The 14,960-nt window shown below is 70.4% G+C and carries 12 protein-coding genes and 2 tRNA genes; 11 read left to right on the top strand and 3 right to left on the bottom strand.

What is annotated here, in order from left to right:
• Window positions 1-262: 262 nt before the first annotated feature.
• The 8 genes from dnaN (at window position 263) to ACFQ8C_RS03455 (ending at window position 10,030) form a co-directional block, all read left to right on the top strand.
• Entirely contained in the window at window positions 263-1,393 is a 1,131-nt protein-coding gene (gene dnaN, locus ACFQ8C_RS03490; RefSeq protein ID WP_189953483.1) for a DNA polymerase III subunit beta, read from the top strand.
• Between the two features lie 112 nt (window positions 1,394-1,505).
• Complete coding sequence (gene gnd / locus ACFQ8C_RS03485) at window positions 1,506-2,381, top strand: phosphogluconate dehydrogenase (NAD(+)-dependent, decarboxylating) (protein WP_383451847.1); 876 nt, start codon at window positions 1,506-1,508, stop codon at window positions 2,379-2,381.
• A 59-nt stretch (window positions 2,382-2,440) separates the two neighbouring features.
• A complete protein-coding gene (recF, locus tag ACFQ8C_RS03480) occupies window positions 2,441-3,562 on the top strand; it encodes a DNA replication/repair protein RecF (protein ID WP_383451845.1) in 1,122 nt (373 codons plus the stop codon).
• On the top strand, window positions 3,559-4,119 hold the full coding sequence (locus ACFQ8C_RS03475; protein ID WP_383451843.1) for a DUF721 domain-containing protein: 561 nt from the start codon (window positions 3,559-3,561) through the stop codon (window positions 4,117-4,119). Before recF ends, ACFQ8C_RS03475 begins: the two co-directional genes overlap by 4 nt.
• 371 nt (window positions 4,120-4,490) lie before the next feature.
• Window positions 4,491-6,521, top strand: coding sequence for a DNA topoisomerase (ATP-hydrolyzing) subunit B (gyrB, locus tag ACFQ8C_RS03470; RefSeq protein WP_383451841.1), 2,031 nt, complete (start codon window positions 4,491-4,493; stop codon window positions 6,519-6,521).
• Window positions 6,522-6,561: 40 nt separating this feature from the next.
• Entirely contained in the window at window positions 6,562-9,174 is a 2,613-nt protein-coding gene (gyrA, locus tag ACFQ8C_RS03465) for a DNA gyrase subunit A (protein WP_383451839.1), read from the top strand.
• A gap of 3 nt (window positions 9,175-9,177) precedes the next feature.
• Window positions 9,178-9,846, top strand: coding sequence for a DUF3566 domain-containing protein (locus ACFQ8C_RS03460; protein ID WP_383451837.1), 669 nt, complete (start codon window positions 9,178-9,180; stop codon window positions 9,844-9,846).
• A 110-nt stretch (window positions 9,847-9,956) separates the two neighbouring features.
• A tRNA-Ile gene (locus ACFQ8C_RS03455) sits at window positions 9,957-10,030 on the top strand.
• A gap of 147 nt (window positions 10,031-10,177) precedes the next feature.
• On the opposite strand, the gene ACFQ8C_RS03450 is transcribed toward ACFQ8C_RS03455, so the two are convergent.
• Window positions 10,178-10,600 (bottom strand): hypothetical protein, encoded by a 423-nt coding sequence (locus ACFQ8C_RS03450; protein WP_383451835.1) that lies wholly within the window; start codon window positions 10,598-10,600, stop codon window positions 10,178-10,180.
• A 271-nt stretch (window positions 10,601-10,871) separates the two neighbouring features.
• Between ACFQ8C_RS03450 and ACFQ8C_RS03445 the strand changes: the two genes are divergently transcribed.
• Both ACFQ8C_RS03445 and ACFQ8C_RS03440 read left to right on the top strand, forming a co-directional pair.
• Window positions 10,872-11,006 carry a DLW-39 family protein gene (locus ACFQ8C_RS03445; RefSeq protein ID WP_208809277.1) on the top strand — a complete coding sequence of 45 codons (135 nt, stop codon included), beginning with the start codon at window positions 10,872-10,874 and terminating at the stop codon, window positions 11,004-11,006.
• A gap of 415 nt (window positions 11,007-11,421) precedes the next feature.
• A complete protein-coding gene (locus tag ACFQ8C_RS03440; RefSeq protein ID WP_383451833.1) occupies window positions 11,422-12,750 on the top strand; it encodes a hypothetical protein in 1,329 nt (442 codons plus the stop codon).
• Between the two features lie 22 nt (window positions 12,751-12,772).
• On the opposite strand, the gene ACFQ8C_RS03435 is transcribed toward ACFQ8C_RS03440, so the two are convergent.
• A complete protein-coding gene (locus tag ACFQ8C_RS03435) occupies window positions 12,773-14,107 on the bottom strand; it encodes a protein kinase (protein WP_383451831.1) in 1,335 nt (444 codons plus the stop codon).
• A gap of 54 nt (window positions 14,108-14,161) precedes the next feature.
• Window positions 14,162-14,713: a helix-turn-helix domain-containing protein gene (locus ACFQ8C_RS03430; RefSeq protein WP_383451829.1), complete on the bottom strand. Its 552-nt coding sequence runs from the start codon at window positions 14,711-14,713 to the stop codon at window positions 14,162-14,164.
• A gap of 128 nt (window positions 14,714-14,841) precedes the next feature.
• On the opposite strand from ACFQ8C_RS03430, the gene ACFQ8C_RS03425 reads away from it, so the two are divergent.
• Window positions 14,842-14,914, top strand: a tRNA-Ala gene (locus ACFQ8C_RS03425).
• Window positions 14,915-14,960 lie beyond the last annotated feature (46 nt).

Here is a 14,960-nt window from a genome sequence, read left to right as displayed (position 1 = left end):
CCACCCACAGGGGCAGTGGACAAAAAACCGGCTCTGACCTGCGTGGACGACGTTATCCACCGTTTCCACAGGCCCTACTACTACTGCCACTCATAGTTAGCCCGGGAATCGCTTTGAAGCGGGGCCTGTGCACAACTCGGCGCCGGAGCCCCGAGGCGCTCTCGTCACGACTTGACCCCGACCCGCACCGAGTGTCGGCGGCGTACGTCAGACTGGATCCCGCAGTCGACGAAGAGCCAGCAACAAGCAGGAGGCGGTTCCGGTGAAGATCCGGGTGGAGCGCGATGTACTCGCGGAGGCGGTGGCGTGGGTGGCCCGCAGCCTTCCGGCCCGTCCGCCGGCGCCCGTGCTCGCGGGCCTTCTCCTGAAGGCGGAGGACGGCGCGCTGAGCTTCTCGAGCTTCGACTACGAGGTCTCCGCCCGCGTCTCCGTCGAGGCCGAGGTCGAGGAGGACGGCACCGTCCTCGTCTCCGGCCGCCTCCTCGCCGACATCTGCCGCGCCCTCCCCAACCGTCCGGTGGAGATCTCCACAGACGGTGTACGGGCGACCGTGGTCTGCGGCTCCTCCCGCTTCACCCTCCACACCCTTCCTGTGGAGGAGTACCCGGCGCTGCCGGAGATGCCCACCGCGACCGGCACCGTCCCCGGCGAGGTCTTCGCCGCCGCCGCCGCGCAGGTGGCCATCGCCGCCGGCCGTGACGACACGCTGCCCGTCCTCACCGGTGTGCGCATCGAGATCGAGGGCGACACGGTCACCCTGGCCTCCACCGACCGCTACCGCTTCGCGGTCCGCGAGTTCCTGTGGAAGCCGGAGTCCCCGGACGCCTCCGCCGTCGCCCTGGTGCCCGCGAAGACCCTCCTGGACACCGCCAAGGCGCTCACCAGCGGCGACACCGTCACCCTGGCGCTCTCCGGCTCCGGCAAGGGCGAGGGCCTGATCGGCTTCGAGGGCGCGGGCCGACGCACCACCACCCGCCTCCTGGAGGGCGACCTCCCGAAGTACCGCACGCTCTTCCCCACCGAGTTCAACTCGGTCGCGGTGATCGAGACCGCCCCCTTCGTGGAGGCCGTCAAGCGTGTGGCCCTGGTCGCCGAGCGCAACACCCCGGTCCGCCTCAGCTTCGAGCAGGGCGTGCTCATCCTGGAGGCCGGTTCCAGCGACGACGCACAGGCTGTGGAGAGGGTCGACGCCCAGCTGGACGGCGACGACATCTCGATCGCCTTCAACCCGACCTTCCTCCTGGACGGCCTGAGCGCGATCGACTCCCCCGTCGCCCAGCTCTCCTTCACGACCTCCACCAAGCCGGCGCTGCTGAGCGGCCGCCCGGCCGTGGACGCGGAAGCGGACGAGGCCTACAAGTACCTGATCATGCCGGTGCGGCTGAGCGGCTGACCTGGGCTCCGAGGGGTTCGACTGAGCGGCTGACCCCACAGGTGTGCGGCCGGGTCCGGGCGTAGGCTCGGACCCGGGTAGGAACCGCACACGACGCTTAAGGAACACTCTGATGGAGCTCGGTCTCGTCGGTCTCGGCAAGATGGGCGGCAACATGCGCGAGCGCATCCGCCGCGCAGGCCACACCGTCATCGGATACGACCGCAACCCGGACCTCGCCGACGTCCACAGCCTCGAAGAGCTTGTGGGCAAGCTCAAGGGTCCGCGGGTCGTGTGGGTCATGGTCCCCGCCGGTGCGGCGACCCAGTCCACCGTCGACGAGCTGGCGGAGCTGCTCTCCCCCGGCGACGTCGTGGTGGACGGCGGGAACTCCCGCTGGACCGACGACGAGAAGCACGCCGAGGAGCTCGCCGCCAAGGGCATCGGCTTCGTCGACTGCGGTGTCTCCGGCGGCGTCTGGGGCCTGGAGAACGGCTACGCCCTGATGTACGGCGGCTCCGCCGAGAACGTGGCGAAGGTCCAGCCGATCTTCGACGCGCTCAAGCCCGAGGGCCCGTACGGCGCCGTCCACGCCGGCAAGGTCGGCGCGGGCCACTTCGCGAAGATGGTCCACAACGGCATCGAGTACGCGATGATGCAGGCCTACGCCGAGGGCTGGGAGCTGCTGGAGAAGGTCGACTCCGTGGAGAACGTCCGCGAGATCTTCCGCTCCTGGCAGGAGGGCACGGTCATCCGTTCCTGGCTGCTCGACCTCGCGGTCAACGCCCTCGACGAGGACGAGCACCTGGACCAGCTGCGCGGCTACGCGTCGGACTCCGGCGAGGGCCGGTGGACCGTCGAGGCCGCGATCGACAACGCCGTACCGCTGCCGGCGATCACCGCGTCGCTCTTCGCGCGGTTCGCGTCCCGCCAGGACGACTCGCCGCAGATGAAGATGATCGCCGCGCTGCGCAACCAGTTCGGCGGCCACGCGGTCGAGAAGAAGTAGCAATCCACAGGCTGTGCACCGTCCGGTGCACAGCGACCGGGGGAAGGCCGGCGCCCACCATGCACGTCACGCATCTCTCGCTGGCCGACTTCCGCTCGTACGCCCGGGCCGAGGTATCCCTCGACCCGGGCGTCACCGCGTTCGTGGGGGCGAACGGCCAGGGCAAGACCAACCTCGTCGAGGCCGTCGGCTATCTCGCCACCCTCGGCAGCCACCGCGTCGCGTCCGACGCCCCGCTGGTGCGGATGGGCGCGGAGCGGGCCGTCATCCGGGCGGCCGTCACCCAGGGCGAGCGCTCCCAGCTGGTCGAGCTGGAGCTCAACCCGGGCCGCGCCAACCGCGCCCGCATCAACAGGTCCTCGCAGGTCAGACCCCGTGACGTGCTCGGCATCGTACGGACCGTGCTCTTCGCCCCGGAGGACCTGTCGCTGGTCAAGGGCGATCCCGGGGAGCGCCGGCGCTTCCTCGACGAGCTGATCACGGCACGCGCGCCGCGCATGGCGGGCGTGCGCTCGGACTACGAGCGCGTGCTGAAGCAGCGGAACACCCTGCTGAAGTCCGCCGCCATGGCCCGCCGGCACGGCGGCCGCGGCATGGACCTGTCCACGCTCGACGTCTGGGACCAGCACCTGGCCCGGGCCGGAGCCGAGCTGCTCGCCCAGCGGCTGGATCTCGTCCACACCCTCCAGCCGCTCGCGGACAAGGCGTACGAACAGCTCGCGCCCGGCGGCGGACCGATTCTGCTGGAGTACCGCCCTTCCGCGCCCGGCACCGGGCAGAACCGCGAGGAGCTGTACGAGCAGCTGATCGCCGCCCTCGCGGAGGCCCGTAAGCAGGAGATCGAGCGCGGGGTCACCCTGATCGGTCCGCACCGCGACGAGCTGCTGCTGCGCCTCGGCGACCTGCCCGCCAAGGGGTACGCGAGCCACGGCGAGTCCTGGTCGTACGCGCTGGCGCTCCGCCTCGCCTCGTACGACCTGCTGCGTGCCGAGGGCAACGAGCCGGTCCTGGTACTCGACGACGTCTTCGCCGAGCTGGACGCGCGCCGGCGCGAGCGGCTCGCGGAGCTGGTGGCCGACGGCGAGCAGGTGCTGGTGACGGCCGCGGTCGACGACGACGTGCCGGGTGTCCTGGCCGGCACCCGGTACGCGGTGGCCGGAGGGACGGTGGAACGCGTATGAGCGGCGCCGACGAAACTTCCCCACAGCCTGTGGACAAGCCCGCGACTCCCGAACCCTCGGGCGTGGACCTGGCCAGGGTCGCGCTGCGGGCCGCCAAGGAGCAGGCACGCGCGCGTGGAGCGGCCGCGCAGCAGAGGAAGCAGGCCAGGCGCGGGGGCGGACTGCGCTCGGGCGCGGGCGCCGACGGGCGCGACCCGATGGCGCTCGGCCCGGCGATCAACCGGCTGCTCGCCGAGCGCGGCTGGGAGACGCCGGCGGCCGTCGGCGGGGTGATGGGGCGGTGGCCGCAGATCGTCGGGGAGGACCTCGCCAAGCACTGCGTACCGGTCAAGTACGAGGAGGAGCCGGACGCGCGCGTGCTGACCGTGCAGTGCGACTCGACCGCGTGGGCCACGCAGCTGCGGTTGCTGGCGCCGACGCTGGTCGCGCGGCTGAACGAGGACCTGGGGCACGGGACGGTGCGGCTGATCAAGGTCCTGGGGCCCGGGGCGGGCGCGCGGCGGTACGGGCCGCTGCGGGCGCCGGGGTCCGTCGGACCCGGGGACACGTACGGCTGAGGCGGCCGGGGCGGGGTCTCGGGGCACGGGTCCGGGCGGTCGGGCGCCGTGCGCGCGGTGAGGTGTCCGCCCTCCCCCGGAGGCCGTCCGGGAGACCTCCGGTCCCGGCGGGACGCCTGCCCGCGACCCGGTGCGGAACACCTGCCCACGCCGAGCTACGACTCGAAGCGCTAGGTGGCCGTCAGGGGCCCCTGAAGCCCCTGTCCGGATATGGGGAGTCGTCTCGGGGCCGCCGAGGGCGGCACATGCGCATTCAGGTACCGGCAAACCCCCATGAGTGTCGGCGGTACCGGTAGACTGGAAGACAATCCCGCCACACTGCGGAACTGTCGAACGACGCAGCCGGCTCCCCTATGCCCGGAGCACGGCCTGTGCTGTGCCAGAAAGGGCGCTTCGTGGCCGATTCCGGCAACCCCAACGAGAACAACCAGTACACCGCCAGCAACATCCAGGTCCTCGAGGGCCTGGATGCGGTGCGCAAGCGCCCCGGCATGTACATCGGCTCGACCGGAGAGCGCGGCCTGCACCACATGGTGCAGGAGGTCGTCGACAACTCGGTCGACGAAGCCCTGGCCGGTCACGCGGACACCATCGACGTGACGATCCTGCCCGACGGTGGCGTGCGCGTCGTCGACAACGGCCGCGGCATCCCCGTCGGCATCGTCGAGTCCGAGGGCAAGCCGGCCGTCGAGGTCGTGCTGACGGTCCTCCACGCGGGCGGAAAGTTCGGCGGCGGCGGCTACGCCGTCTCCGGCGGTCTGCACGGCGTCGGCGTCTCCGTCGTCAACGCCCTCTCCACCAAGGTCTCGGTGGAGATCAAGACCGACGGTCACCGCTGGACGCAGGAGTACAAGATGGGCGCCCCCACCGCGCCCCTCGTCCAGCACGAGGAGACCTCCGAGACCGGCACCTCGGTCACGTTCTGGTCCGACCCGGACATCTTCGAGACGGTCGAGTACTCCTTCGAGACGCTCTCGCGCCGCTTCCAGGAGATGGCCTTCCTCAACAAGGGCCTGACGATCACGCTCACCGACGAGCGCGAGTCCGCCAAGGCCACGGTCGGCGCCGACGACCCGGACGCCGAGGCCGCCGCCGAGCCGGCCGCCCGCACGGTGACGTACCACTACGAGGGCGGCATCGTCGACTTCGTGAAGTACCTCAACTCGCGCAAGGGCGAGCTGATCAACCCGACCGTGATCGACATCGAGGCCGAGGACAAGGAGCGCCTGCTCTCCGCCGAGATCGCGATGCAGTGGAACTCGTCGTACAGCGAGGGCGTGTACTCCTTCGCCAACACGATCCACACCCACGAGGGCGGTACCCACGAGGAGGGCTTCCGCGCCGCGCTGACGACGCTCGTCAACAAGTACGCGCGCGAGAAGAAGCTGCTTCGCGAGAAGGACGACAACCTCACGGGTGACGACATCCGCGAGGGTCTGACGGCGATCATCTCGATCAAGATCGGCGAGCCGCAGTTCGAGGGCCAGACCAAGACCAAGCTCGGCAACACCGAGGCGAAGACCTTCGTCCAGAAGGTCGTCCACGAGCACCTGACGGACTGGTTCGACCGGAACCCGAACGAGGCCGCGGACATCGTCCGCAAGGGCATCACCGCCGCCACCGCGCGCGTGGCCGCCCGCAAGGCCCGCGACCTCACCCGCCGCAAGGGGCTCCTGGAGTCGGCCTCCCTCCCGGGCAAGCTCTCCGACTGCCAGTCGAACGACCCCACCAAGTGCGAGATCTTCATCGTCGAGGGTGACTCCGCCGGCGGCTCCGCCAAGTCCGGCCGGAACCCGATGTACCAGGCCATCCTGCCGATCCGAGGCAAGATCCTGAACGTCGAGAAGGCCCGCGTCGACAAGATCCTCCAGAACACCGAGGTCCAGGCGCTGATCTCGGCCTTCGGCACCGGGGTCCACGAGGACTTCGACATCGAGAAGCTCCGCTATCACAAGATCATCCTGATGGCGGACGCCGACGTCGACGGCCAGCACATCAACACCCTGCTGCTCACCTTCCTCTTCCGCTTCATGCGGCCGCTGATCGAGCACGGGCACGTGTACCTCTCCCGCCCGCCGCTCTACAAGATCAAGTGGGGCCGGGAGGACTTCGAGTACGCCTACTCGGACCGCGAGCGCGACGCCCTGGTCGAGCTGGGCAAGCAGAACGGCAAGCGGATCCGGGAGGACTCGATCCAGCGCTTCAAGGGTCTCGGCGAGATGAACGCCGAGGAGCTGCGCGTCACCACCATGGACGTCGAGCACCGCGTGCTCGGCCAGGTCACCCTGGACGACGCCGCCCAGGCCGACGACCTGTTCTCGGTGCTGATGGGCGAGGACGTCGAGGCACGGCGCTCCTTCATCCAGCGCAACGCCAAGGACGTTCGCTTCCTCGACATCTGAGTCGGTCTCAGCTGACCGTACGAAAGGACTGACGCCAGCAATGGCCGACGAGAACCCCCCCGTGACCACCGAAGAAGAAGAGCCGGTGCTGCGCATCGAGCCCGTCGGGCTCGAGACCGAGATGCAGCGCTCGTACCTCGACTACGCGATGTCCGTCATCGTGTCCCGCGCGCTGCCCGACGTACGGGACGGCCTCAAGCCCGTCCACCGCCGCGTGCTGTACGCGATGTACGACGGCGGCTACCGGCCCGAGAAGGGCTTCTACAAGTGCGCCCGCGTCGTCGGTGACGTCATGGGTACGTACCACCCGCACGGTGACTCCTCCATCTACGACGCGCTCGTCCGCCTGGCGCAGCCGTGGTCGATGCGGATGCCGCTCGTCGACTCCAACGGCAACTTCGGCTCCCCGGGCAACGACCCGGCCGCCGCCATGCGCTACACCGAGTGCAAGATGGCGCCGCTGTCGATGGAGATGGTCCGGGACATCGACGAGGAGACCGTCGACTTCACGGACAACTACGACGGCCGCAACCAGGAGCCGACGGTCCTCCCGGCGCGCTTCCCGAACCTGCTGGTCAACGGCTCCGCCGGCATCGCGGTCGGCATGGCGACCAACATCCCGCCGCACAACCTCCGCGAGGTCGCCGAGGGCGCCCTGTGGTACCTGGCCCACCCCGAGGCCGGCCACGAGGAGCTCCTCGACGCGCTCATCGAGCGGATCAAGGGCCCCGACTTCCCCACCGGCGCGCTCGTCGTCGGCCGCAAGGGCATCGAGGAGGCGTACCGCACCGGTCGCGGCTCCATCACGATGCGCGCGGTCGTCGAGGTCGAGGAGATCCAGAACCGCCAGTGTCTGGTGGTCACGGAACTCCCGTACCAGACCAACCCGGACAACCTCGCGCAGAAGATCGCCGACCTGGTGAAGGACGGCAAGATCGGCGGCATCGCCGACGTCCGCGACGAGACCTCGTCCCGGACCGGCCAGCGCCTGGTCATCGTGCTCAAGCGCGACGCCGTCGCCAAGGTCGTCCTCAACAACCTGTACAAGCACACCGACCTCCAGACGAACTTCGGCGCCAACATGCTGGCGCTCGTCGACGGCGTGCCGCGCACCCTCTCGCTCGACGCGTTCATCCGCCACTGGGTGACGCACCAGATCGAGGTCATCGTCCGCCGGACGAAGTTCCGGCTGCGCAAGGCCGAGGAGCGCGCCCACATCCTGCGCGGCCTCCTCAAGGCGCTCGACGCCATCGACGAGGTCATCGCCCTCATCCGGCGCAGCGACACCGTCGACGTCGCCCGCGCGGGCCTGATGGACCTGCTGACGATCGACGAGATCCAGGCCAACGCGATCCTGGAGATGCAGCTCCGCCGGCTCGCCGCCCTGGAGCGCCAGAAGATCATCGCCGAGCACGACGAGCTCCAGGCGAAGATCAACGAGTACAACGCGATCCTCGCCTCGCCCGAGAAGCAGCGGGCCATCGTCAGCGAGGAACTGACCGCGATCGTCGAGAAGTTCGGCGACGACCGCCGCTCCAAGCTGGTGCCCTTCGACGGTGACATGTCCATCGAGGACCTCATCGCCGAAGAGGACATCGTCGTCACCATCTCGCGTGGCGGCTACGTGAAGCGGACGAAGACCGAGGACTACCGCTCGCAGAAGCGCGGCGGCAAGGGCGTGCGCGGGACGAAGCTGAAGCAGGACGACATCGTCGACCACTTCTTCGTCTCCACCACCCACCACTGGCTGCTCTTCTTCACCAACAAGGGCCGGGTCTACCGGGCCAAGGCGTACGAGCTGCCGGACGCCGGCCGGGACGCGCGCGGCCAGCACGTGGCCAACCTGCTGGCCTTCCAGCCGGACGAGCAGATCGCCCAGATCCTGGCGATCCGCGACTACGAGGCCGCGCCGTACCTGGTCCTCGCCACCCGCTCCGGCCTGGTGAAGAAGACCGCGCTGAAGGACTACGACTCGCCGCGCTCCGGCGGCGTCATCGCGATCAACCTGCGCGAGCGCGACAACGGCGCCGAAGGCGTCGCCGACGAGCTGATCGGCGCCGAGCTGGCCTCCGCCGAGGACGACCTGCTGCTGATCTCCAAGAAGGCGCAGTCGATCCGCTTCACCGCCACGGACGAGGCGCTGCGCCCGATGGGACGCGCCACTTCCGGTGTCAAGGGCATGAGTTTCCGCGAGGACGACGAACTGCTCTCGATGAATGTCGTCCGGCCCGGTACGTTCGTCTTCACCGCGACGGACGGCGGGTACGCCAAGCGCACCCCCGTCGACGAGTACCGCGTCCAGGGTCGTGGCGGCCTCGGTATCAAGGCCGCCAAGATCGTGGAGGACCGTGGTTCGCTCGTGGGTGCGCTGGTGGTCGAGGAGACCGACGAGATCCTCGCCATCACGCTCTCCGGCGGTGTGATTCGTACGCGAGTCAACGAAGTCAGGGAGACCGGCCGTGACACCATGGGCGTCCAGCTGATCAACCTGGGCAAGCGCGATGCCGTCGTCGGCATCGCACGGAACGCCGAGGCCGGCAGCGATGACGAGGACGGCGAGGACGTCGTCGACGCCGAGGGTGCCCTTGAGGCAGCCGAGGCCGAGGCATCGGTCGAGGGCACGGAGCCTGCGACCGGGGATCACGAGGAGTAGAGCGTGAGTGGAGCCACGGGCGCCGGATCGGCGGCCGCCGGAGCTTCTGCAGGTGCTGGAGCGTACGGCGCCCGTGGCTCGGCCACGGACTCCCAGGGGGGTGCGGTGACGGACACGCGGGGGCAGCAGCCCTCCTACGACAGCTACAGCGGGCCTCTGCCCGGCGAGCGTCAGGGCGGGCAGCAGCAGGGCCCGTACCACCCGCCGCAGGCCTACGGCGCCGCGACGCAGGGCGGCCAGGCGCGGGGTGACAACGCCGGTGCGGTGCGCCGGCCGCGGACCGGTGCGCGCACCACGCCGCGGACCCGCAAGGCGCGGCTGCGGGTGGCGAAGGCCGACCCGTGGTCGGTGATGAAGGTGAGCTTCCTGCTCTCCATCGCACTGGGCATCTGCACGGTCGTCGCGGCGGCGGTGCTGTGGATGGTCATGGACGCCATGGGCGTCTTCTCGACGGTCGGCGGGACGATCAGCGAGGCGACGGGCTCGAACGAGTCCAACGGCTTCGACCTGCAGTCCTTCCTGTCGCTGCCGCGGGTCCTGATGTTCACCTCGGTGATCGCGGTGATCGACGTGGTCCTGATGACGGCCCTGGCGACCCTCGGCGCGTTCATCTACAACCTGTCGGCGGGCTTCGTCGGCGGTGTCGAGCTGACGCTGGCCGAGGACGAGTAGGACGTGCGGTCGGGTGTGGGGCCGGTGCCGAGGTACCGATTTTGGGACTGGCCCCCACGTGCGCTAATCTTCAGGAGTCAGCGCGCGGGACACACACCGCAAAGCGCGGCGGGGCTATAGCTCAGTTGGTTAGAGCGCATCCCTGATAAGGATGAGGCCACAGGTTCAAATCCTGTTAGCCCCACAGTGCGAAAGACCCCCGACCGATCGTGGTCGGGGGTCTTTCGCGTTCATGGCGTCTTCGTCGTCCGCGGTGTCTGCGACATATTCGGCATCTTCGGCGTCTTCGGCGTCTTCGGCGTTTCCGGTGTCCGTGGCCGATCCCGGCCGGTCAGTCGGTTCCGACGTGGAACCTCGCCAGCGCGAAGATGATCGCGAGGTCGAGTGCCATCACGGGGATGGCCCACACCGGGTAGTACGGAATGAACATGAACTGGGTGATCAGGCTGATCCCCGCCGCCGCCACGCCCGCCCCGCGCCCCCAGCTCTTGTTGCTCACGACTCCCAGGCCGGCGACGACGAGTCCCAGTCCGACCACGATGTGGATCCAGCCCCAGGCGGTCAGGTCGAACCGATAGACGTACCGGGACGCGGCGAACAGGTTGTCCCTCGCGATGGCGGACGCGCCCATGAGGATGCTCAGGGGGCCACTGAGCATCATCACGCACCCGGCGAAGACGCTCGGGCCGCTGAGCTCCTGTCCGCTGTCCGGCCCCCTGTGCCCTCGCGGTGTCTCGTTCGGCATCGCTGCCATGGCCGCCACCTTCCTGTACGGCGAGGTCACCGACGCACAAAGCCTGTGCGACGCAGGCCGCGCCCTTCTGACAGGATCACCGCGAACCCTCCGCACCGCGACCGCAGCCGCCAGGGGGAGGCGTGTGGCCCCGCCGCCCCGGACGGTTGCTCCGTCCGGGTCGATCTCGTTGCGTGATGTTTGGCGCTCGCACAGGTCACCGATCGGTATCGGTCGATGTGTAGAGTGGGCGTCAGAAGTCTCCTACGTCAACGAAAGACGAGGTCGCGCGGTGAAGAAGCTGCTCCTGGTCGCACTGGCCGCCATCGGCGGGCTCCTCGTGTACCGCCAGATCCAGGCGGATCGCGCCGAGCAGGACCTGTGGACGGAGGCGACCGACTCCGTGCCGTCCGGTTCCGGTGTCTGAGACCCACCCAACTGAAGTCGAGATCCCGGCCGCGCATCGCGCGGCCGGGATTTTCGCGTCATAGCCCCCGGCGCTCCGCACGCCGTTCCGGACCGGGACGCGCGGCCATGAGTTCGCCGAAGCAAATCGATGAATTGCTCGGGCAAAGTAGTGTGCCCGGCCCGGCAGCGGGGCGGCGACCGGGGGCGTCTTCGGCACCCGAGCGCCACGCGCGCGCGTGGCGGCCCCGAGGACGCGGTGAACCCGGGTGAATCCGCCCCCGGTGCGGACACCGGAGCCACCAGCGGGGCAGGATGGTCCGGCACGACGGCCATGGCGGTCGGTGGCGGGGCACCCCTCCTGCTCGCGGGGGTCGTCCTCGCCGTCCGGCGGACACGGGCCGGGGCGCGGTGACGGACACGACGAGGAGAAGCGCGTGAGCACGCAGGCGGGGGCCACGACCGGGCGAGGGACCGGGCGTCGGGGGAGGACCACGGCCCGGACGCGGAAGGTCGCGGCGCTCCTGACGGCGGCCGCCGCGATGGGCACGCTCACCGCACTGCCCGCGTGGGCGGCCGAGGGGGCTCCCCTGCCCGCGTACGCCTTCGACCCCTCGGCGCAGCGGATCGCCGGCGCGGCCTCCAGCGCCGACGCCAAGCCGCTGGAGCCCGGCCGGACCTACCGGGACACCCTGAAGAAGGGCGGCAAGGTCTACTACCGGCTCAACCTGGACACCGCGAGGAACACGTACGTCTCGGCGGTCGCCGTCCCGAAGCCGGGCGGGAAGGCCGCGTACGGCGACGGCATCCGGATCGCGATCCAGGACGGCTCCGGCGTCGAGTGCGGCTACCAGGAGGTCAACTTCGGGTCCGGCGAGTACGTCCGGCCGCTGACCGGCTACGCGCGCCGGATCGTCCACCCGGACGTCTCCGGCTGCCAGGAGGCCGGCACGTACTACGTGATCGTCGAGCGCGAGTCGGACGCCACCTCCACCCCGGACGACTGGGAGCTGGAACTCCAGCACGTCACCGAGCCGCTGCTGAAGCAGAACGGGCCGGACAAGCTGCCCGACTCCTGGCCCTCGGGGACGCCCGCGCCGCTCGCCGTCGAGTCGAGGAAGCGGCAGGGCGGGAACGGCTTCCACGACGCCGTCTCGCTGGACAAGGGGGAGTGGAGGGCGGACATCCGGCCCGGCCAGACGCTCTTCTGGCGGGTGCCGGTGGACTGGGGGCAGCAGTTGTTCGCCACCGCCGAGCTGGGCAGCAGCGCCGCGGGAGACGAGCTGGTCGGCGACGCGCTCGCGCTCGGACTCGACAACCCGGCGCGCGGCTTCGTCGACCTCCAGACGGTCAGCTACACCGGCAAGCCCGCCACGGCCGCCCTCGACCCGCAGCGGCCGGTCGACCACAAGAACCGGTCCGCGTACGACAACGGCACGAACGGCATGCGGTTCGCCGGCTGGTACTACCTCACCGCCACGCTCAGCCCGGAGATCGCCGAGGAGTACGGGGACCAGGCCCTGCCGCTGATCCTGAGGGTCGACGTGACCGGAGAGAAGAAGCCGGGCCCGGGCTACGCCGGGGACGCGGGCGTCTTCCAGGTGACCGCCGACGACCGGAAGGCCGCGGCGAGCGGCGCGACGGGGGCGGAGACCGCCACCGACCCGACGATGGTCGCCGTCGCGGCGGGCGGCCTCGGCCTCGGCACCGTGCTGCTCGTCGGCCTCGGGGTCTGGACGCTGCTGGCCCGCAGGGCGGCCCGCTGACCGCCGACCGCCGACCGCCGACTCAGACCTGGGTCAGCGCCCAGAAACCGACCGCCAGCGACACCAGCGCGAGCAGCAGCACCGGGACCGCCACCTTCGGGGGCGGTCCCGGACGTCGTTCGGGGGCCGTCCTCGGGGTCGGCTCAGGGGCCGGGGCGGGAACCCGGTCGGGCCGAGCGGTGTATGGATTCGTAGGGGCGTAGGGATGCGTGGACGCGGGCGTGTGCGGATGCGTCTGCGGACGCGTCTGCGGCGCCGAGGGATCGAAGGGGGGTACGGGATGGGCGACCGGCGGGGGCAGATGGAAGCTGCCCGTCTCGGAAGGGCCGGCCACCGGCTGGTACTGCTGCTGGTACGGGTTCTGCCCGGGCCCCTGGTACGGCTCCTGGAACGCCTGCGGAGCGGGCGCCGCGGCCGGGACCGGCGGGGCCTGCGGGGCGTCCCGCTGGGGCGGCGGGGCGTCCTGGACCGGGCGGGCGACCGGGCCCTCGGGGCCGAAGCCGGCCGGCAGCGGGCCGAGCTGGTCGAGGATCTCCACCGGGTCCTCGTCGGCCGCCGGCTCGGGCAGCATCTCCACGGCGGCGCTCAGCGCCTTCCGCGCGCCCGTGGCCGTCCGGAAGCGGGCCTGCGGATCGGGCTGGAGCAGCCCGGCCAGGACCTGCCACAGCGGCTCCGGGACGCTCGCGGGCGCGGGCGGGGTGCCGTGGGCGAGGAAGTGCTCCACCAGGGCCTGGGAGTCCGGGCGGGTGCCGTGCAGCAGATAGAGCGCGACGAGCCCGACCGCGTACAGGTCCGCCGTGAAGTCCGGCTCGGCGCCGAGGAGCTGCTCGGGCGCGAAGTAACCGGGCGTGCCCACCACGTAGTTGGTCTCGGTGAGCCGGGGTTCGCCCTTGCGCATCGAGATGCCGAAGTCCGACAGGCGCAGGTGCGGACGGCCCGTACCGGTCGCCTCCATCAGGATGTTGGCCGGCTTGATGTCCCGGTGGACGACGCCCTCCGCGTGCACCGTCGCCAGGCCCGAGAGCAACTGGTCGAGGAGGCCGCAGACATAGCGGGGCGGCAGCGGGCCGTAGTCGCCGATGACGTGGGCGAGCGAACCGCCGGCGATCAGGTCCATCGTGAAGAGGACCTTGTCGTCGTCGGCGGCCCAGCTGGCCGGTGCGAGGACGTGCGGATGGTCGATCCGCAGCGCCTGCTCGCGGACGAAGCGGAGCAGCGTGTGCGCGTCGCTCTGCTGGAGCACCTTGGCCGCCACATAGCGGCGGCGGCGGTGGTCCCAGGCGCGCCAGACCGCCCCGGCCCCGCCCCGTCCGATCGGGTCGATCAGCTCGTACCTGCCGGCGAAGACCTCACCCATCGCGCTGCGCCCGCTCCCCGTCCGTCGTCCGTCGTCAGTCGTGCGTGTGCCGTGTCAGTTCTGGTGCGACTCGTAGTGGGCGACCGCGTCCGCGGTGCGCCCGGCTCCGTACACCCGGAGGAACTCTGCCAGCTCCGGGTGGGCCGGGGCGAGGGAGTCGGCGGCGTCGATGATGTCCCCGGCCGCGGCCACGGAACGCAGCAGGGACTGGATCTCGCGGACCACGCGGCGCACGGTGGGGGCGCCGGATCCGCTGGTGGTCTGGCCGCTGGTGCCGGTCAGCACGGAGCCGCCCTGGGACTTCTTGATCTCGTCCATGCGGTCGGTGGCCTCGGCGGCGCTGACGCTGCCGTCGGCGACCTGCACGGCGAGCTCCTGGAGGGCCTGGACGCGCTGGACCACGGCAGGGTTACCGATCTTGGCGCGCTGGCCGCTCATGAGCTGGGAGAGCATGGGCGCGGAGAGTCCGAGCACGGCGGCCAGCCTGGCCTGGTTGAGCCCGAGATCGTCGATCAGCCGACGGAAGAGCGCCCCCAGCGGCTCTCCGTACCAACTGCGCTGAAGCTCTCTGGCTCTTGCCGTGGCTTCCTGCTGCGCTGCGTCCATCACTTCTCCCCATCCCTGTGGTTCGCCACTGCGAACCCCGGTCAGCATCTTACGGAGCGTGGTCGTTCATCGGGAGTCCCCACCTTTTGCCCGGCACAGGGGGAGAACCGGTACGCTGTCCTCGTTCCGGGGCCTTAGCTCAGTTGGTAGAGCGCTGTCTTTGCATGGCAGATGTCAGGGGTTCGACTCCCCTAGGCTCCACCGGAAAGAAAAAGCCCCTCCGGCCTGCGGAAAAGCAGGCCGGAGG

The sequence above is a fragment of the Streptomyces sp. NPDC056503 genome (assembly GCF_042794995.1).
Taxonomy (GTDB): domain Bacteria; phylum Actinomycetota; class Actinomycetes; order Streptomycetales; family Streptomycetaceae; genus Streptomyces.
This window is presented reverse-complemented; position numbering and strand designations above follow the sequence as displayed.

Excerpts from the sequence above, each read along its gene's own strand:
- ACFQ8C_RS03475 (WP_383451843.1), top strand. The coding sequence starts at position 3,559 with ATGAGCGGCGCCGACGAAACTTCCCCACAGCCTGTGGACAAGCCCGCG.
- ACFQ8C_RS03430 (WP_383451829.1), bottom strand. The coding sequence starts at position 14,713 with ATGGACGCAGCGCAGCAGGAAGCCACGGCAAGAGCCAGAGAGCTTCAG.
- ACFQ8C_RS03435 (WP_383451831.1), bottom strand. The coding sequence starts at position 14,107 with ATGGGTGAGGTCTTCGCCGGCAGGTACGAGCTGATCGACCCGATCGGA.
- recF (WP_383451845.1), top strand. The coding sequence starts at position 2,441 with ATGCACGTCACGCATCTCTCGCTGGCCGACTTCCGCTCGTACGCCCGG.
- gnd (WP_383451847.1), top strand. The coding sequence starts at position 1,506 with ATGGAGCTCGGTCTCGTCGGTCTCGGCAAGATGGGCGGCAACATGCGC.
- ACFQ8C_RS03450 (WP_383451835.1), bottom strand. The coding sequence starts at position 10,600 with ATGGCAGCGATGCCGAACGAGACACCGCGAGGGCACAGGGGGCCGGAC.
- gyrA (WP_383451839.1), top strand. The coding sequence starts at position 6,562 with ATGGCCGACGAGAACCCCCCCGTGACCACCGAAGAAGAAGAGCCGGTG.